Source organism: Aquimarina sp. TRL1, assembly GCF_013365535.1.
In the GTDB taxonomy this organism is placed as follows: Bacteria; Bacteroidota; Bacteroidia; order Flavobacteriales; family Flavobacteriaceae; genus Aquimarina; species Aquimarina hainanensis.
The window spans coordinates 23,818-43,313 of the sequence record NZ_CP053591.1 but is presented as its reverse complement, the minus strand read 5'-3'; the positions used below and the strand labels follow the sequence as shown (position 1 = coordinate 43,313).

The following is a 19,496-nucleotide window of genomic DNA, read 5'->3' as shown; positions in this document are numbered from 1 at the left end:
ATGGAAATTAAAATTTTAAATAACGTAAGTACAAAGGAAAAATTTGCAATGGTGTCGATGATTGTTTCTGGCATAGCCATTGTGGTAATAGCAATTGGGGCTGTTTTTTTAAACAATAAATCTCTAAGTGAGAACTTAAAAGAGATGAAAAAACAGGTGTATGTTTGGGATAACTATTCAATTATACAAGCAAATCTGGTAGAAAATTTTGAAGACCCAAAACAGGCTTCAATTATTGGACATTTAATATTGTTCCACAATCTGTTTTGGAGTTCAGAGCCCTATATGGAATATATTGAAAAGAATTATAAGCAAGCAGAAAAAATGGGAGGAAAGTCTATTAAAGTATTACATAGATTTTTAGAGAAGGATGGATATTATGAAACCAATATTGCTGGAGGGTATTCTATATTAACAATAATTAACCCTGAAGATATAGAGATAGATTTTACTTCTAAACCATATAAGTTTAAAGTAAATGGAAAGCTTAAAGTAAAAAGAAACAATGACTATATAATAAAAAGTTTAGTTGCTTCTGGTACCGTAAGACTCAACAAAGAAACTGATAGTAATTATAAAGGTTGGTATATAGAGGATTATGTTGTTGAAGAATTTAAAAAGATAAAAACCCTTAAATATAATGAGTTATGAATCATGATAAGTCAATCATAGAAGGTCTAAAAAAAATAAAAACTCAAAAAATGCTAATCATTCTTGGGTTATTTGTTGGTGGTTTTGTGTTGGTGAGTTGGTTGTTTGCTCCGGAGGATAAAAATTTTAAAAATGAAGCCATTCCGGTTGTTAATAGCGACAATGTAGATTTCAATGTAAAGCTGGATACTGTTCAAAAGAAAGTTTCTGCAATATTTTCAGAAAGAGAAGCAATTGAAGAAAAAGAAAACAATCCATTTGAGAAGAAAAAAGAACATAAGAAATTAGAAGACGAACTTAATAAGCTAGACAATTTAGGGGAAACAAAAAAAACGAAAAAAAATTCTAATCCGTACAAGAATGATGATATGTGGGAACTTGACACCCCTTCTTCAGAAACAAATTTGGGTTTAGAAAAAGCGCTTACACCGGAAGAAGAAAGATTATTGCGAATAGAAGAAAAAAGGAAGCTTCGTGAGGAAAGAAGGTCTTCAAAAACCTCTAAAAACAATGGTGAAGAAAAAATTGAGATAAGAGCATATGTATACAGACCTCATTTAGTACTTCCTAATGATGTGGTAGAGTTAACATTGGTTACTCCTTTTACATACAAAGGAAAATATTATGATGCTGGGTTTGAAATGAAGGGAATTGTAAAAGGCGTTAAAAATAACAGGGTTTTTATGGTAGTAGAAAAACTAGTAGGGCAAACGGTGAATTTAAAAGCATATGATCCTGGTTTAGATAGTGAAGGGTTATTACTTCCTAGAGCTGGAATATTAGAACAGGAATTAAAAGGAGAGCTCCAAAAAGGAGGTCTTGAAGAAGCTGCTAAACTAACTAAATCACAAATAGCTAGAGCTATTACCACTGTTATTAATTCTAATAGAAGAGATAAATTAACAAAAGTTCCTCTTGACAACGATTATGAAATGGTTTTAAGAAATTATTAAAAAGAAAAGTATGAAAATCAGTTTAATTATGTTTTTGTTTAGTTTTTGCTTGCTAAAAGCTCAAACAAAAGTGGAGAAAATAGAAGTTTCTCCGAACAAGAATACCCAAGTAATTTTTGCTTCAGAAGTAAAAAACAAAGAACCAGGGAATGGTATTTTTGCTGTTTTAGAACCTAAACAAGGAGACAGTAGAAAAATCATACGTGTTCAATATGATGATGATCAGGCAGAAGATTATACAGATGAAACAAACTTACAAGTTGAAACAATAGATGGGAACATCTATGATTTAACTATGATTAATACCAAAAAACCAAAGAAAACCACTCGTGTTATTCCTATATCCGCAGCGATAACAAATGTAAATGGATCTGTGATTAGTTCCCCTACAAATAACAGTAATCCCCAAATAGTAGGGGTTAAAAAAGCGGAAAACAGGTATATTCATCATTCTGATAAATCAAAGGGAGTAAATGAAAAAGAATTTTATAAAGGTCCCGACAACAGTCTTTATTTATCAAACAAGAAAGAGTATTTAAAAGCTATTTCAGAGGAATTGACAGAAACATCTCTTCAGTACTCTAGGTTTAAAAGTACTGCTGTATCACAACAGATTGAATTAACAATTAAAGGTATTTATACTAATAAAGATGAGTTGTATTTCGTTTTTAATTTAAAAAATAACGGAACACAACCTTATGATATTATTAAAACAAAAATGTTTAGAGCTTCTACTAAGCTTGCAAGGAAACTTAAAACAGGGGATACCGATGGACAAAGATTATACCAGCCATTACCCTATAAACCAGAATTAGAATATAACCTGTTAAAAAGAGTTAACCCTGATTCTGACATAAATTTTACTATCGTAGTATCTAAATTCACAATTGGAAAAGACAAGGCTGTATATTTTGATATAGATGAAAGAAATGGTGCTATGGATGTCTTTATTCCTATTTTTTACAACAGAGTAAATGAACCTATTAACTATAATTAATTAAGAAATGAAAAAAACACTTATTTATTTGATGCTTTTTTACGGCGTTTTGGCATCAGCTCAATTGAGGGACGATAGTTTACATGCTATTGATTTTACCGGGGGGTATGCAGAAAACGGCTTTGGTGTGAGCGCTTCATACAATTTATATATGTCGCAATCACGACTAAATAATTATTTTCAATTATCAGTCTTGTATTCTTCTTCTGATATTGAAAAAAAAGATTATAAGTTACCTTATAATTTAATTACAGCCAATTTGGGTTATTTCTTTAATTTTCCTCTTGACAGGTTTGATAAGTTTAATTTTAATATAGGTGGTGGTATAGTCGCTGGAATTGAAAGAATTAATGATGGAAAAAAAGAATTGGATAACGGAGCTTTAATAGACTCTGAAGGAGGCTTTATTTATGGTCCATTTATAGGGGGCGAGTTCGAAATGTTTATTAGTGGTAATGTTTCTTTAATAATTAAAGCAAATGAATACTACCATATTAATTCAGATATAGGAGATTTTACAATATATGCGGGGGGTGGATTAAGAATCTTTCTTTAAAAAAACACAAAACAAGATTATGAAAAATACAATAAAAATATTAGGGAGTACGCTTGTAGTATTAATGTTACTGTTTGCGTGTACAAAAGATGATATAGAAGTTCATGACGAATTTGACTTTACAGTTGAAAGAATTCTTAATGATACCATTATAATAAATTATGCTAAAAAAACAGATTCTAAAATTATACCAGATAGACTTGTTTCTTCAAATAAATATTTGTTTAAATATGAAGTTTTAAGTGGTGAAGGAAAATATCAAAACATAGATGGTGAAGCCATTCCTGAAAATGAATTCATAGAACTGGAATCATTAGATAATGATTTCTATTATTTAAGTAGTGAAATAAATACTGATAAGGTAAGAGAAACCTATAAATTATCTTCAGTAGAAAAAGTTATAGATATTAGCTATAAGGTTGAACACAATGAATATACGCTCGAAGCATCAACTGGAGTTAATAATATAAATGTAAACGAATCCCGCCCAATATCTATTAGTTTGTTTAATACCGGTGAAGATAAAAATGTTACTTATAAACGAGCATTTTACATTATTCAAGGGGAAGGTGAAATTATGAATGCTGATGAATCAGAAGAAATTCCACAAGATTCCTTTGAAGAAATTGAACAAGGAACATTTAATTATAATTTAAAGTTTAGTGAATTTGGAGAATCTAAATTTGTTGTATCAACAAAAGATAGTAATGGTCAAGTAAAAAATGATACCCTGGTGTTTGATGTTAAAAATATTAATTTTTCATTTACTGGGGCAGCAGATCCCACTACAGTATTTGTAGATCAAAGTTATGATTATAATTTTATTCTAAATGAAGATCAAGGAAATGGAGGAACTTATAAAGCAAGATTTGTTGTGGAGGAAGGAGATGTACAAATTACAAATAATGGATCTATTTTAAGTGCAGGAACTCTTTATAATGTTGTACCAGGTAATTATTCTTGGAAAGGATCTTCTTCTAGTGAACAAACCTCTAAAGTTCGTTTCTTTGTAAGGGATCAAGGAGGAAATGAATCGTCTGTTTTAATTACGGTAAATGTTGTTGATGGTTCATTTTTGTTTGATGCCATTCCTACTTCAACGGAAATAGAGGTTGGAAATACAGTTACGTTTAATTCTATAATTACAGAGAATGGACCATCCGGTGCACCTTACTCTTTGGTTTATAGTACAACTGGTTCAAGTACGTTAAAATATAATGGGACAACTTATTCACCAGGACAGGTAATTTCTAATATCACTAACTTAACCTTCGCTCTTCAATATACAGGGAACTCAGAAGGGTTACATACAATTCAATATATCCTAAAAGATAAAAATGACAATCCTATTCAGATAGAAAAGAAAATAACATTTATAAATACTAATTTTACTTTTACAGCTGCATCGACATCGAGTACAGCATTTGTAAATGAATGTACAAATCAAAACCTTAGAATTGAAGGTTTAGAGAGTCTAACATATACTATGATTTGGACTGCTGATGTTTCAGGAGTGTTTATTTATAACGGTACATCATACACAACAAATACACCTATAGTAGTAAGACCTGGTAATTTTACAGGATGCTTTAAAGCAACTACAGGGGGTAATAGTAATTTAGAATTTGTTGTTACAGCATCAAATGGTAAAACAGAAAAATCAGATGTTGATTTAGTAATAAATACTTTTTCTTATTCTATAGGTATTCCTGAAAATGTAAATATTGTAGCTGGTAATAGGGCTGATTTTCAATTTAATTATACGGCATCGAATACAAATGTAGATGCTAAATTATTTTACACTGTAGATGATTCTAACGGTAAAATAAAAAGACAAAGTAATACTAGTCAGCTTCCATCGCCTTACACTTTACCGCAAGGAAACACTGCTCTTTACCTTGATTATTCACAGTCTAAAACATATACAATAACTTGGACATATATAAATAATTTAGGTTATGATGATACTTATAAAACAAAGGTTAATATTTCTGATTTACCATATTCTCTAGGTATTACGGCTTCTAATGAGGTTATATACGATGATCAAACAGTTGATCTTACACTAAGTGTTAATGCTAGTGCTGATATTCAAAATTATAGATTGGTAAGTTATACTTTGAATTCTGGAAATGGTACTTTAAAATATAATGGGGCTAATGTTGGTTCTAATTTCCCCCTACCTTCTGGTACTACTACATTTACATTTGACCCTTCCTCTGATGAAGACTTAGATATTAAATTTGTAGTAGAAGATGATTTCGGGCAAAGAAAAGAAATTTCAAAAAAAGTGAGTATAAAAAATGCTTTAGGAGAGTTTAGCGCTTCTGGAGGAACTTATAGTTACACTACTGAAGATCCGAGAACAGGAAGAAAAACTTATTTTTATCATTATGAAATAAGGGTAGGTATAGTAGATTCTGGATCAGGAGGAGGATTTTCTAAATTAAGAGTTTATGATTCTAATGATAATTTTCTTTTTGAACAAAACTTTGGAAATACACAAAAGAGATTAGAAAGAATATGTAGTATTTTTAATAACCCTGTATCTTGTGTTAATGATTCAAATTCACCTCCTATTACCTATATTGTAAGGGCTATAAATCAGGGGCAACTTTCAGCTCCAAAAACAGTAATAGTAGACCCATGATATCTTGGGAAAAGAATGAAAAAGTAGACTATCAACATTTTAGATTATTAAATAATCAGTTATTAAGAATAAAAATGTTAAATTTATTATTTAATAATCTAAAACTAGTGAAAATCATTAGGCTTTTCTATTAGGAAAAACAACTATACAATTATGAAAAAATTATTTTATATACCTGTATTAATAATATTGTTTCTTTCTTGCGATGAAGGTGATCCTAGTCCTTTTTTTCCTGAAGAAAAAATAGTTTCAGTTTCTATTAAATCTCCAAGTATAGATAATATAAATTATGGTGATCAAGTAGAAATAATTGCAACGATAGATGTAAACGTTTCAAATATTGAGCCTGCTAAAGTTTCTTTTTTTTCATCTAAAGGAGATCTAACTTATAAAGGTAAAGTGGTGAATAATGGTGATAATATTGAAATAGACACCACTTCAGAAATTAAGTTTATATATATTCCTAAAGTGAATGAAGACCCTGCTTTTGAAGGTCAATTACATAAATTTGAAATTATTATGACTGGTTGTAAAAATAGTTCTAGCATAAAGCCAAATTGTTCTGCAGCCGAGCTGTCTTTTAAAACATTAACAGAATGAAAGTAAATCTTTTAATGCTATCTTTAAATACAAAAATGCTGGTAAAATTACCAGCATTTTTTTTGAAGAAAATATTTTACTAATTGTGAACTAACAACTCATTAGTTTTGTAGTCTATTATTAAAACTTACATTTTTATTCCATACAAATTCAGAGTCTTCTGCGCTTAAATCAAAATGTATATATTGAGGTTTATTAATACCTGTAAATGTAACTAAGAAAGTTATTTCATCATTTTTTAAAGATGAAAATTCAGATAAATCAATTTCCGCACCCTCAAGATCAGTATAAACCGTATTATCAGATCCTCCAACGTACTTGATTTTTGCGCTGATTACTCCAGTATAATTATTTTGTCTAGTTACTTTAATAGTTACTTGATTTGTTATGGTTTTAACAAATGTAACAGGATCTTGTTCTTCTTGTGTTAATTTAGACGTTGACGTTTGCAAAAAAGCTCCATCTACAGAATTATCATCATCATTAGAGCAGCCTGTCAATATTAAAGTAGTGATACTAAGTATCATTAATAAGTTTTTCATGATTGTGTTATATTTAATTAGTTTATTTTAGTTTATAAATGTAATCATTTTTGTTAACTACTAAGTGTAATCTTAATCCCACAAAATCAGGAGAAGTAAAAATGCTATAAGCCAATTATTGCTTTTTTTTTGATGCCGCTTGTTTTTCATAATGTATACTATTTAGTTAATAATAATTTGATTCTTTGTTTTGTATTAATATAGGGCAAATTTCATGCCTTTTCTTATTTAGAATAGGATTTTTTCCAAAAAAAAGGAATATTTCCTTAACATAACATTCCCTTTGACAATTACTTTGCTTATAAGAATAAAAGTATTTTTTATGGAATGATTATCTGGGAAGCACTTGAAGCTTTTAGAAAGGGAGAGTATACTAAGTGTAAAAAAACAAACTTTTATTTATACTTTTAAGCTTTAATAAATTAGTAGTTGGGTTGTTATTAAAAGTCTATGAATCCTCTCTAAGAGGGGTGAAAATGAAATAAAGAATCGTTAAAAATTATTTATTTTAAACAAAAAGGTGATAATTTTTATTACTTTTGTAGTATAAAAAAAAGACCACCCCGTAGGGTGGTTAAAAAATAAAATATTATTTTTTTCTATAAGACAGCCATTTAATGACAATACCTATAGCCGCTAGGATTAAACTAGCTAACGAAATTAAAGTTTCCAAGGTCATTTCGTTTTGGTGGTAGCACGTTCTTAGGTTGAACATAGAAACTTACCAAAAGCTGATTTCTTGGCGGACAATCAGCTTTTTTTTATGCCTACTACCTTTTGAGCAGATAAGCTCCTTTTATAATCTTCAATTTCTTTATAATTGAAATGAGTATTGGTTACAAAGGTTTTTTGATTATAAAAGGTACTGAATAGTCAAACCTAATTTCAGTAACAAATTTACAAATCAATTCCTGATTTCACCATTTGTAAAATTAAAATTATTGTTGCATAGTATTAGCAAAAGTTAACGAACCTTTTTAACAATATTTCTAACTAATAGTGAAAAAGGTTAGAGAAATAGATAATGAAGAGTGCCCCTTACTATTTTGTTTCTTTTATGAAAAAAATTCATTTTGACTGGGTTCGATACCAGGGCAAAATGATAATTTTAGAAGTTGATTTAATTGGATAGTTCTAAGTACCAGATATCAAACAAAAGGAAAAAAAGAGTAATTTTATTATTTGGTATGGTGTATTGAACTTTGAAAAGGGTAGTAAAAAAGGTATACGAAATGCGTACGTTTAATTATACTTTCAATCAAAAAAAGAGCCGAAGCTCTAATTGTATAAAATGTTAGTTCTATTTGAATGAGTATCTTTTACAGATTCATTTACTTGATTTTCTGAAAAAGTATAAATTGAACCATAACCATCCCAATGAGGTTGAACATTTTCAAATTTATATTTCCCATTATCAGTCTTTCCTAGGTATCTTATTTGAAATATTCCACCTAAACCACTTGGTATAATATATTTTTTATTTATAATTAATTTCTTTGTTATTTCCATAATATTCTAGATTTAAAAGTTAAAAAACTCCTGATTGAAGGCTCAGGAGGGAAAGCCTTTTTTTATTATTTCAATAATCTTAATTCGTCATTGATAAAAGATCCCATTGATCCAAATATGTTATAAAGCTTAATACCTTTATTCTCATATCTTTTAGTTATCTGACCAATTTTGGTGAACTCTCCATTCTTATCTTTATAGGCGACAATAGGGTGTCTTTTTAATTGTTTTTCTGTAGGAATATGAAAAAGCTTTATTGAAAAATTTTCTCTTAACAAAATATGACTACTCATACCCATTCCCGCATGAATATCAATCCAGCTTTCAGCGTTTTTTTCTAGATCGTTTTTTATCTCTTTTCTATAATACTCTTGGCTAATTTTTCTAATTCTAGGAATACAATAGTCTATTATTTTATTAATATCATTACCTACTATTAGATTTGAGTGTTCATTAACTTGAATTGTTTTCATTTTTTATAAATTTTCAATTAAACATTTATTTTTCTCAATGCTCTTATACGCCCGAAAGGTTCGCAAAGCCATGAGCTTGTCGAAATGGTGTGTGGTTCTGAGGACGTACTTTTGCCTGTGGAAAAATAGAGGTGGTAGTACTTAATAAAAGTTCATTTAATTGGAAGAATACGTGTCCGGAGGAATGAACAAAAGGAAAAAAAGAGGATTTTTATTATTTGGTATGGGATATTGAACTTTGAAAAGGGAAGTAAAAAAGGTACGCGAAATGCATACCTTTATTTATACTTTCAATCATAAATAAGAGCCGAAGCTCTTATTTTTATAAGTATTGTATTTTCGTTTTCGTTTCTCCTTCGCATTGTTCGCAAAACTCAGCATCAAAGATTGTTGATAGTTCAAACTTTTGAATATCTTCGTTCCATACGGCAAGAGAATCGTGTTTAATATCATCGGAACCACAATATTTACATACATATTTGTATTTGTATATTTCATATGATGTAATAATAAAATCCATATTATTTTTTTCTTCAGGATTAGACATTATTTCTTTAATAGAAGTTTCATTTAATCCAAAGTAAAATATATCTTCTTCTATTAAACCTTCAGGAACAGAATCTTGCTCGCAAACAATGTAATTTTCAAACTCGGATTTATCATGTTTGAAATATCCATTAATTTTAAACGCTTTCATAATTGACTATAATTTGATTAATAAAAACTCCTGATTGAAGGCTCAGGAGAAAAAGCCTAAGTTTTTAATTAATAACCCCAACTTCTGTAATACTTTCCATTCTCATCACAAGGATGAACAGTACAACTTCGATGTATTTTAATTCCGTATTGGGTTATTAATTTGGTTTCTTCTTCACCTGAGAAGTCATCTCTAATTGGTTTTACATAACAGCTATCATGTCCATGAGAGTTAGGGACTATTTCATCACTAATAGCTCTAATAACAACCTTAAATTTAGAAGGTTTAGCAACCACTTGATAAAACTCTCGATTGGTTTGTTCATATCCCCATGATCCCTGACAAATAGTACCTACCTTTATAGAATCAGCCATTTTAGTTTTAAGTTCTTTTGCCTTTTTCTTTCTTTGAAGATCACTTTGATAACGTTGAAGTACACCATCAAAAAAATCTTCTATATACTTTTTTCTACGTTCAACATTTTCAAATCTTACAAAAAAAGACTTTTTGTTTGATCGTCCTTTAAACCCTAAAGCCAGAATATCTTTTTTATTTTTATTTTGACGTTCGAAGGTATATACAACGCAGTTACAATTTTCTCTAAAGAATGAATGAATATTAGTAGCATTTTTAGTGTATAAATTAATTTGGCGATCTGTTTCTTTCTCTAATTGAAAGGCTGCAAAATTTGATTTTTCCATAATTATAATTTTAGATTAAACAATATTTGCGCGGATCTCCAGTGATAGTAAAATTTCGTGCAAGGGGAGAAAGAAAAAATTGGATGGGACCTCCTGACCGTAGAGAAGTGGGGTTAATGCCATTTTTTGTTTTGGAGCTTGTCAACGTAATATTTTACGGGCTGAACTTTGCTCCAATATTGATTGATACCTATTTATTTGTGAGTGGTGTTGTAAACACCCTTGAACAAATAAAAATGTCCTGAGTGATTGGACCTAGAATATAAATTTTAAAATTAAAGGAGTTCATTTAATTGGACGTTTATATGTACAATCGAAAAAAAAGCTTTTGATTGTCTAATAAAGTTCAATATCTCATATCAATTTAATAGTTTACCAAAAGACATTTAAATGAACTGATTTGACACTATTAGTAATAATGTCAGATTTTTTGTTTCTGCAGACAGCTGATATCTACCGGGTATTTTGCTTGTTTGACCCTTGCTCAATCTTTTATCTGACATTACATAGTAATAATGTCAGATTTTTGTATTTTAGGGCTATGAATGAAATGCGCCTATATGATACGAATGGGGATCGTTTATACCTTACTCCGGAGGAACGGAAATTATTCATTGATTGTGCAAAAGAACAACCCAACAAAGTAATGACATTTGCCCTTACTTTAGCATATACAGGTTGTCGAATTTCCGAAGCTTTAGAGATTACTCCAAGTAGAATAGACCTCGATCAAAAACAGATACTATTAAGATCCCTGAAAAAAAGAAAGAATGATGTTTATAGAACGGTACCTGTTCCAAATGAATTGATAGATCCATTGGTACTTGTTTATGATCTGATAAAGATTAAAAAAAGTAGAGGATTGAAAGCTATAAAACCTCTTTGGACTTGGACTCGGCAGCATTCATACGAGATCATTAAAAAAGTAATGATCGATGCAGGTATTCCTGAAGGGAAACATAGAATGCCCAAAGGGTTACGTCACGCTTTCGGAGTAAATGCAATTGTAAATGGTGTACCCGAAAGTAGGCTTCAGAAATGGATGGGGCACTCTGATTTGAAAACAACGTCCATTTATACTAATGTTATTGGAAGGGAAGAAAGAGAAATTGCAAAACGCATGTGGTAATATGGGATCTGGAAAATATATAAAACGACTTCGAAAAGAAGTAGGACTAACACAAAAACAATTTGCTGAAAAAGTAGGGATTGCACAAGGAAATGTTTCTGACCTTGAGAGAAATAAATATGATATTACATTATCAAAATTTATTGGGTTTTGTAAAAAATTGAAATTCAAAGATTTCAATAAAATAATTAACGAATAATATATGTTATAACATATATTATTCGTATATTTACATATTCAAAAAAGTCTAAATAAACGATAAGATAATCATGAATGATATTTATATAAATAAAAAAGATGATAAAGTTTTTATAGATTTTCTAAATAAAGAAAAAAAATTTAAAAAAGATAGGATTTTTTTCGAAGGCGTAAGTTGTATAAATGATGCTATTAATTGGGGAAAAAACAACCTTGAGAATTTCCATATGGACATGATTAACCATGTTTAAAATAAATAACAAGAAAGTATAAAAAACCGATACATTATGAAATACAGTGAATTTATAGAATTGTTAGAAAAAGAGAAAGATAAAACTGGACTGAAAGATCCTAACATAAACATAGGAACATCTATAAATGATAATGGGGTAATTATAGGTAGTATTGAGATTGCTGCAGTAGCTTCGTTCGAAAACAAGCTAGTAAAAGAAATTGGAATAATTTCAAAAATAAACTCTAAATAAACGATGGAAAGAAATAAACTGAACCCTTTGGAAGAAATAGTTTTTAATTGTTTGGTCGAGCATAATTTATGTGAACATCTAGAAGGTGAAATCTATTTTGAAGGAACGAAAGAGTCTGTCCCCTATTTTTTAGAAAGTTTAAAAAAGAGGGGAGTCACAATAAACTTAAAGTCTAAATAAACCATGGGAAAAATCATTGATTCTAAAGTAAAAGCCTACGTTAAAAATCTATTGGAAGGTTCTATAGAGAACCCTAAAACAATAGCAAAATTGGCTATACTTTCTGATCGGTTTTACGATAATATTAAAGAGTCATTAGATTTATCTAAAGTTCCATTTACAACAAGAAGAATTATTGTTGGGAACTTCATCAACTTTATAGTGCAATTTGAAACTTTATGTGTCAAAGCATATAAACCTTCTGGAAGTGGAAGTACTGCAGACGATGTAATTAGTTTATATAGTAGAATGCAAAGAGAAAATGCAATAACAAATATTCAAACTAAAACTCTAATTAAACGATAGTAAATATGACAGAATCTAGAGAACAATATCTAAAAAAATGGGCAAAAAACCTTTTGAATCTCGATCATAAAAATGAGCTTGATTACTTTGATTTAAAGTCTATAGATATATTGACTGTTCTTATTGAGGAAAAAGGTTTTGAAAATATTGGTGATATAGACATAACCCTAAAAAATATAATTAAGCTTTCAAAAAGAAAAGAATACTTTTCTTTATTACATCCATTTAACACTAAAGAATATTCGGAAACTAAATTAGAAGCTCTTTTGTTTTCAATACGAATATATATTTCTCTTCCTGAAAGGTATGAAGCTGATAAGAAACGAAAACTACAAAACTAAAGTTCAGAAAAACGATGGGGCAAGTGATCTATGAAATACGAAAAGATAATAGGTGTTATTTCAAAATAACATCGTATCCCCCGGAGGAAAGATATAGTTCTTATATCTGTCTTAATTGGAGTGGATTTGTAGATCAATTTAGAAAAGAGGTGTCTATAGAAGAGATAAAACAAACCGCTATAAAGTGGTTGGAAAATAAAATAGAAAAAGGATTTGATAATCAATATTCAGACAAAAAAAGTGTTGAATGGTTATTAAACAAATTAAAAAACTCAAATCAATTAGAATTATTTAAAGCCTAAATAAACGATGAAAGAAAACATTAAAGAATCTACAGAAAAAGATTTTAGTCATTTAAACAATATAGGTAGTATTACCATCTATATGATTATATCATATGCGTTTTTACTATTTTTTTATGATTCTATTCCTTTTGCTAATTATATAGTTTTTCTACCGATTGCAGTAGGGTTAGTTTATATTGTACATCTATTATCAAAAAAAGGTGTATCAAAATATTATCAGATAATAAGACGATCTGAAAAAAAAGGTACTAATAGAAATGAGTATTATGTTGTACAGTTTACATATAATATATTCGAAGAGAAGATCTATTGGACTGATGAGAAATCTTTCGAATCATTTGAAAAAGCTAAATTTTATTTTGATTCTAAAACTTCTGAAAAAATAATTATTGAAGAAAAATTGTAAAACTAAAGTCTAAATAAACGATGAATGAATTAACCATATTACGCAATGATATAGCGGCTTTGATATATGCAAAACCTTGTGATTTTGATGATTTATGTGCTAGAGAAATGCTTGCAAATAAATCTCAATATGGTATTCAATTATTAGTACGAAGATTATACAATTTGGATGCCTTATATTACAAAGGTGAGAAAATGTATATTAAAAAGAAATGGGCTAAGGAAAACTTAAAAGATTACGATTTGGATTTCAGATCGAAAAGAGAAAAATATATTGATGGTCTTTCTGATTTTGAAAAATATGCATTAGGAATTAAAAACTAAAAGTTCAATAAAACGATAATTTTTCAGAACTACTTCTGTAGAGGGTGTAAACTGAACTCTGTCTAAGAGTAATTATAGATTAATTTAACTTAGACAACAAAAATGAGAAAAACAGAGTTATCAGAATTTGAGAAGACTGTACTTGATCAATTCAAGTCCGGGAAGAATTTATTTGGAGAAGGAGGAGCCTTTTCCCCGATGTTAAAGAATGTTATCGAGAAGGCTCTTGAAGGGGAGATGGAGGCTCATTTGGACACCAAAGAGCGTTTAAAGGGAAACAAGCGCAATGGTCGAGGCAAGAAAACTCTTAAGAGTAGTTTTGGCAGCTTTGACATTGATACCCCCCAGGATCGACAGAGCAGTTTTGAGCCGGAGTTAGTCAAGAAGCGACAGACGATTCTGGCAGACAACCTATCGGAGAAGATCATTGGTCTCTATGGTTTAGGTATGAGCTATCGGGACATCTCTACCCATATCAAGGAGATGTATGATACGGAGATCTCCCACACGGTTCTAAGCCAGATCACCGAACGAATCATTCCAGATGTAAAAGCGTGGCAGAGTCGTCCTTTGGAGTCTCTATATTGCATTGTATGGTTGGATGCGATGCATTACAAGGTAAAGGTAGATGGTAAGATACAGCACAAGGCGCTCTATAATGTGCTTGGTATCAATAAAGACGGCTTTAAGGAAGTATTAGGCATGTATATCTCAGAGAGTGAAGGAGCCAACTTCTGGCTTGCCGTATTGACTGATCTACAACAGCGTGGTTTAGAGGATATCCTAATTGCCTGTACGGACAACCTTAAGGGGTTTACCCAAGCCATTTTGAGTATTTTTCCAAAGACAGAGGTTCAGTTGTGTATTGTCCACCAGATTCGCAATTCCTTGAAGTATATTGCTTCGAAGGATCAGAAGGAATTCATCAAAGACCTCAAAAAGGTCTACCGCGCCACCAGCAAAGAGGTAGCCGAGGACGAACTCTTAATTTTGGCAGAAAAATGGGGAGATAAATATCCCGTAGTGATCGAATCCTGGGAGCGCAACTGGGAACATCTCTCACAGTATTTCAAGTATTCAGAACCCATCAGAAGGATTATCTACACCACCAATGCTGTGGAGGGGTTCCACCGCCAGGTGCGCAAAGTAACCAAGACCAAAGGAGCTTTTACCAGTGATATGGCTCTGTTGAAACTGGTCTACCTAGCCACAAAGAACATCGAAAAGAAATGGACAGCTCCACTACACAACTGGAGTTTGACTGTACAACAACTTTATATTAAATTTGGACAACGTATCCCATTGGATTTAGCAACCAACTCTCAGGGGGCTAGCCCCCTGAGAGTTGAACCATCAGACAGAGTTTAATTTACAGACCCCTTCTGTAAACTATTCGCATTTACTTTTGTAATTGACACATTTAACCCAGATTAAAAAAAAGGATTAAAATAGATAGGATGTATTTTAAAGTTTTCTCCTTTTCTTTTTATTCTTTTTGTTGTTTTTATTCCCTGGTCCTCCTTGTGATTTATCATCCAATACTATTTTACTAATAGCTAGTATATCCGTGTAGAGGGTATTTGGAGTTATATCTTTCAAAGCTTTGTTAAGAGCTTCTTTATGCTCTTCCAGTTCCTTAGAAGACAGTAAGTTTTTTGCTTCGTTTTTCTTTAACAACCAAGCTGCTCCCATATAATTACCGTTTTCAATAGCATTATTAAACTCTATCTGTTTATAGAAAGAAGATTCTTTAAGGAATCCGTTTGACCGGAAATAAGCTATTTGTTCATCTGTACTAACCTTATTTAATTTCAAGCTTTCGAGGTTAATAGTGGTATGCTCCGGATACTTTACTATTTTTAAAGAGGTACCTTCTTTGTCTGACTTTATAATTCTTATTCCCTTTGAGTTTAAATAATTAATTTTTTCTTCACTAGATGTGAAATTGTATGTACTCATTTTGTTTACATAATAGTTAATATAGTTAGAGGTAAAAGAATTTAGATAGTCTTTCTTGTGCTGCTCAGGTATTAAGTGTTCAAATTCTCTATATACTAGTATTCCGTTTGGATCTAAAACCGTTTCTTCTCCATTAAACATTTCTTTAGAAGTTCTTTCGAAAACCCCAGAGTAATATTTAAAATAAGGTTGTTTTTGAAGGTTTTTTGTTGATTCAGTAATATTCATATTATGAGATGTAGTATACTTCCCATGATAATCACTAACAGTGTTATCATCAATTTGTATTACACCAAATAAGGCAGCTAAATCCTTTTCGCCTATTTGATTTGCTAATTCAATTTTTGAAGTAAATTGAATTTCTTCTTTTTCAACTACATTGTTTAAATTATCAATACTAAGTTTAGCTCTTAAATATTCCTGCAAAGTATCATTATAAGTTTCAGTGTCAAACTCTCCAGTGTTTTTAAAATAGTTGACAAACTTATCAGTATTTGAATATACACTTACTAAAAAATCACTTTCATAATTAAATCCAGACTCTTTATAAAGAGAATAATAACTATCGTTAAGAGATGTCTTTATTTCAACCTTCAGTATAGCTTTGTTTAATAATTCTTGATGCTCTTTTTTGTCTTCTGAAGATAATAATAATTTAGCATTTGTATGCTTTAATAAATATGCAGCACTATCATAATTCCCATTTTCAATCGCTAAATTAAACTGAACCTGTTCATAAACAGATTCTTTTGTAAGAATTTCTGTTGACGAAAAAGTAATGTTTTTAAGTTTTTCATAAAGTGATGGTTCTAATTCTTTTAAATCAAATTTAATCTCATTCCCTATAAAGGATAGTTTAATTTCTTTCTTATCGTGTTCAATATTAATGCCTTTGATGTTTAGATATAACGAAATGCTATTAGGTTCTATCTCTTTAAAGTTTTTAATAACATCAAGATAATGTTTCAGGTAGTTTTTTATAAAGAGGTTTTTATATAAATCTTTATGTTTTTCTGGTATAAATTTTTCAAATTCATTGTAGACCAAAATGCCTGTAGGATCTTTTCTATATTCTTCTTGGTCATAAAAAATTTGCTTTGATGCGGACTCAAAAACAGAAGAGTAATATTTGAAATAGGAAGCTTCCTGAAGGTTTTTTAAACCTGGAGAAAACTCTCCTTTTAGTTGAATTCTATATTTACCGTTAAAATCTGTCTTATATTCACCCTCTCCTTTTATTCCTAATAAACCAGCTAAGTCTGTAGATCCCGTTTTCCTTGCTAGTTTTCCTTTATTAATAAGTCTTTCTTCTTCTTTCCTTGATGTTTCTCGAAGGTATTCGTTACTAGATTTTTTTTCTACAAAAGAATCAAATAGATCACTGTATGATTCTTCTTCTAGAAGTTTATTGCTTCCTATGAATTCTTTAAATTCTTCTATATTGTTTACAAAATAAGGAATGAATTCACTTTCATAGTTCGATGAATATTCCTTTCTATATTCATAGTATTTTTCTTGTAATAAACTTCTTATCTCTTCTTTTGTCGTTTCCTCTTTAAAGTGTGTTGTTTTTTCGTAAGCAGCTGCTAACTCATTTGATATACCTCCTTGCTTATATAGATAATGTAAAGTTGGACCATAATCATCATCAAGAGCCTTTTTAAATTGTATGTTTTTTAGATCATTTTCAACATTTTGATCAGTCTTTTTTAATGTTTCTAAAATAAATTCTTTAACACCTCTCAGCTGTATTTTATATTCGAAATTCTCAATTGATGCTGATATACTTTCCTTTCCTCTTTCATTAACTTCTACATGAATTCTAATACCTCTATTATTAAACATTTTAATGAAATCTTCAGGAGATATCATGTTAGCTTTTACATAATATAAAACAGATTTTATATAAGGTCCAGAGACTACTTTCTCGTAATGCTTCTTTTGTTCTGGAGAAAGATCTTCTCTATTAAAATAATTTTGATGTTGGAATATGGAACCTGATGTAACGTAAGCTTTCTTTGAACTATCTTTTGGGGGTGATATTTCTTGTTGAATTGCTTGAATTAAAGTAACGGTATTTCTAATAGTATTATGCTGAGTATATTGTTCTTTAATATCAACAAGTTCCATTAGGTTGTTAAGTTTTGTAAAAGGAATATTGTTAGATCGAGCAAATGAAATAACTAGTTGTTTTAAATCTTTTTCAGTTAACTCTTCACTCTTTTTAATAGCTTCAATAGCAGAGTATTTATTACTGAAATATGCAGCTGCACTTTTTTCTAATATTTCAATTTGATTTTTTGTTATATATGGTTCATAAGCCTTAAAGGTATCAGATGTGTCTATATAAGATAGAAAAGTATCTTTTAAAGCTATTTTATCTATAAAGATGCTTTCCTTTAAATAAGGAGAAATATCTTGCTTATATGTATAAAACGCTTCTTCAGAAATTGTATGAAAAAGCTTAGGGAGCTTTTCTTTATTAAGCACGGTTTCATTTGAGAAAATAGTGAAATCAAAACCTTTTAAATCTCTAGAGGCATAAAGGTTTTTACCTTTGGTGTCTATAACATAGGTTTTTTTATTTTCAGAAAACGTTTTTAATCCTTTTGATTCTAAAATAAAGTTGGAATCTTCAATTTTTACTGAAGAAAAGAACTCCAGCTCGTTTGTTAATTTTTCTTCTGCAAGTTTTAAATTTCTATATCGTTTAGGTGCTGTTTTAAAATTGTTCTGTAGCTTTTCTTTTATTTTAGGCAATGAGTATTCTTTATAAATAGAAGATCCCGACATTCCTTTAACTCCAAATCCGTTATGCTGTTGAACGTTTATACCTCCTTCTTTTTCGAAAATATGAAATGAAACCCCTTTTTTTGGAGTTTTATACATATCAATTTGGTACTGATTTTTAAGAATATTTATAAAATCTTCTTCACGTTTTGGTTTTAAAGAAAGTGTTTCTTTTATAGAACTTTTTAAATAATTTTTAAGATCTGATTTGTTACTTATGTTAACACTATAATCTTTTTCTTCTTTTATACTTGATACAATTGTAAGACCATGTTTTAATTCCAATTCCCTGGATATATTTTGAGATCTATAACGCTCATTGAATTTGGGTATTTTATTACCATCATCCTTGATAGTTGTTGTGATAATATGAACGTGTGGATGATCTTGATCTGTATGCTTTATAAGTAAAAAAGGCTGATCGTTATATCCTAGGTGATCAAGGTATTCTTTAGAAAGGTTTTGATAAAGAGTATCGCTTAATTTTTCATTATCTTTTGGATGAAAATTTAAGCTTATATGAGTATAAGGATTTTTCTCTTCGTTTAAATAAGAATAGGATCTAAAAGAAGCGTTGATTTGTCCAGATGTATAGGTTTGAACTTTATGACTCTGAAGTATTTGGGCAACACCTTCCTTAATCTTTTTTTGATGATAATTCACCAAAGATTCTATGCATGATGTATGTCCAATTTGTCCTATCATT

22 protein-coding genes are annotated in these 19,496 nt (G+C 29.9%); 16 read left to right on the top strand and 6 right to left on the bottom strand.

What is annotated here, in order from left to right:
• The 6 genes from HN014_RS22400 (at position 1) to HN014_RS22375 (ending at position 6,407) form a co-directional block, all read left to right on the top strand.
• Complete coding sequence (locus HN014_RS22400; RefSeq protein ID WP_176031253.1) at positions 1-651, top strand: hypothetical protein; 651 nt, start codon at positions 1-3, stop codon at positions 649-651.
• Positions 648-1,604 (top strand): hypothetical protein, encoded by a 957-nt coding sequence (locus HN014_RS22395; protein WP_176031252.1) that lies wholly within the window; start codon positions 648-650, stop codon positions 1,602-1,604. The genes HN014_RS22400 and HN014_RS22395 overlap by 4 nt, the downstream gene beginning before the upstream one ends.
• 10 nt (positions 1,605-1,614) lie before the next feature.
• On the top strand, positions 1,615-2,601 hold the full coding sequence (locus tag HN014_RS22390) for a DUF4138 domain-containing protein (protein ID WP_176031251.1): 987 nt from the start codon (positions 1,615-1,617) through the stop codon (positions 2,599-2,601).
• 7 nt (positions 2,602-2,608) lie between these two features.
• Positions 2,609-3,157, top strand: a complete 549-nt coding sequence (locus tag HN014_RS22385; protein ID WP_176031250.1) for a conjugal transfer protein TraO — start codon at positions 2,609-2,611, stop codon at positions 3,155-3,157.
• Between the two features lie 19 nt (positions 3,158-3,176).
• The gene (locus HN014_RS22380; protein WP_176031249.1) at positions 3,177-5,807 is read left to right on the top strand and encodes a TraQ conjugal transfer family protein; all 2,631 of its coding nucleotides are present in this window, start codon (positions 3,177-3,179) and stop codon (positions 5,805-5,807) included.
• A gap of 153 nt (positions 5,808-5,960) precedes the next feature.
• Positions 5,961-6,407, top strand: coding sequence for a hypothetical protein (locus HN014_RS22375; protein WP_176031248.1), 447 nt, complete (start codon positions 5,961-5,963; stop codon positions 6,405-6,407).
• 101 nt (positions 6,408-6,508) lie between these two features.
• Here the strand turns inward: HN014_RS22375 and HN014_RS22370 are convergent, their stop codons facing one another.
• The 5 genes from HN014_RS22370 to HN014_RS22350 all read right to left on the bottom strand — a co-directional run bounded on the left by HN014_RS22370 (position 6,509) and on the right by HN014_RS22350 (position 10,329).
• Positions 6,509-6,949: a hypothetical protein gene (locus HN014_RS22370; protein ID WP_176031247.1), complete on the bottom strand. Its 441-nt coding sequence runs from the start codon at positions 6,947-6,949 to the stop codon at positions 6,509-6,511.
• Positions 6,950-8,227: 1,278 nt separating this feature from the next.
• Entirely contained in the window at positions 8,228-8,458 is a 231-nt protein-coding gene (locus HN014_RS22365) for a hypothetical protein (protein ID WP_176031246.1), read from the bottom strand.
• A 65-nt stretch (positions 8,459-8,523) separates the two neighbouring features.
• Positions 8,524-8,931, bottom strand: coding sequence for a hypothetical protein (locus tag HN014_RS22360; RefSeq protein WP_176031245.1), 408 nt, complete (start codon positions 8,929-8,931; stop codon positions 8,524-8,526).
• Positions 8,932-9,253: 322 nt separating this feature from the next.
• Positions 9,254-9,628 (bottom strand): hypothetical protein, encoded by a 375-nt coding sequence (locus HN014_RS22355; RefSeq protein ID WP_176031244.1) that lies wholly within the window; start codon positions 9,626-9,628, stop codon positions 9,254-9,256.
• 68 nt (positions 9,629-9,696) lie between these two features.
• Positions 9,697-10,329, bottom strand: coding sequence for a hypothetical protein (locus tag HN014_RS22350; RefSeq protein WP_176031243.1), 633 nt, complete (start codon positions 10,327-10,329; stop codon positions 9,697-9,699).
• Positions 10,330-10,870: 541 nt separating this feature from the next.
• On the opposite strand from HN014_RS22350, the gene HN014_RS22345 reads away from it, so the two are divergent.
• The 10 genes from HN014_RS22345 to HN014_RS22300 all read left to right on the top strand — a co-directional run bounded on the left by HN014_RS22345 (position 10,871) and on the right by HN014_RS22300 (position 15,409).
• Complete coding sequence (locus HN014_RS22345) at positions 10,871-11,458, top strand: site-specific integrase (protein ID WP_254884153.1); 588 nt, start codon at positions 10,871-10,873, stop codon at positions 11,456-11,458.
• Between the two features lies 1 nt (position 11,459).
• On the top strand, positions 11,460-11,657 hold the full coding sequence (locus tag HN014_RS22340) for a helix-turn-helix domain-containing protein (RefSeq protein ID WP_254884154.1): 198 nt from the start codon (positions 11,460-11,462) through the stop codon (positions 11,655-11,657).
• A 70-nt stretch (positions 11,658-11,727) separates the two neighbouring features.
• The gene (locus HN014_RS22335; protein ID WP_176031241.1) at positions 11,728-11,907 is read left to right on the top strand and encodes a hypothetical protein; all 180 of its coding nucleotides are present in this window, start codon (positions 11,728-11,730) and stop codon (positions 11,905-11,907) included.
• Between the two features lie 36 nt (positions 11,908-11,943).
• On the top strand, positions 11,944-12,141 hold the full coding sequence (locus HN014_RS22330) for a hypothetical protein (protein WP_176031240.1): 198 nt from the start codon (positions 11,944-11,946) through the stop codon (positions 12,139-12,141).
• Positions 12,142-12,324: 183 nt separating this feature from the next.
• Positions 12,325-12,666: a hypothetical protein gene (locus HN014_RS22325; RefSeq protein WP_176031239.1), complete on the top strand. Its 342-nt coding sequence runs from the start codon at positions 12,325-12,327 to the stop codon at positions 12,664-12,666.
• A 5-nt stretch (positions 12,667-12,671) separates the two neighbouring features.
• Complete coding sequence (locus HN014_RS22320) at positions 12,672-13,007, top strand: hypothetical protein (protein ID WP_176031238.1); 336 nt, start codon at positions 12,672-12,674, stop codon at positions 13,005-13,007.
• Between the two features lie 14 nt (positions 13,008-13,021).
• Positions 13,022-13,309 carry a hypothetical protein gene (locus HN014_RS22315; RefSeq protein WP_176031237.1) on the top strand — a complete coding sequence of 96 codons (288 nt, stop codon included), beginning with the start codon at positions 13,022-13,024 and terminating at the stop codon, positions 13,307-13,309.
• 7 nt (positions 13,310-13,316) lie between these two features.
• Positions 13,317-13,718 (top strand): hypothetical protein, encoded by a 402-nt coding sequence (locus HN014_RS22310; protein WP_176031236.1) that lies wholly within the window; start codon positions 13,317-13,319, stop codon positions 13,716-13,718.
• A gap of 20 nt (positions 13,719-13,738) precedes the next feature.
• Positions 13,739-14,041, top strand: coding sequence for a hypothetical protein (locus HN014_RS22305; RefSeq protein WP_176031235.1), 303 nt, complete (start codon positions 13,739-13,741; stop codon positions 14,039-14,041).
• Between the two features lie 102 nt (positions 14,042-14,143).
• Positions 14,144-15,409, top strand: a complete 1,266-nt coding sequence (locus tag HN014_RS22300; RefSeq protein WP_176031234.1) for an IS256 family transposase — start codon at positions 14,144-14,146, stop codon at positions 15,407-15,409.
• 96 nt (positions 15,410-15,505) lie between these two features.
• Here the strand turns inward: HN014_RS22300 and HN014_RS22295 are convergent, their stop codons facing one another.
• A complete protein-coding gene (locus HN014_RS22295; RefSeq protein ID WP_176031233.1) occupies positions 15,506-19,495 on the bottom strand; it encodes a relaxase/mobilization nuclease domain-containing protein in 3,990 nt (1,329 codons plus the stop codon).
• Position 19,496: the final 1 nt, after the last annotated feature.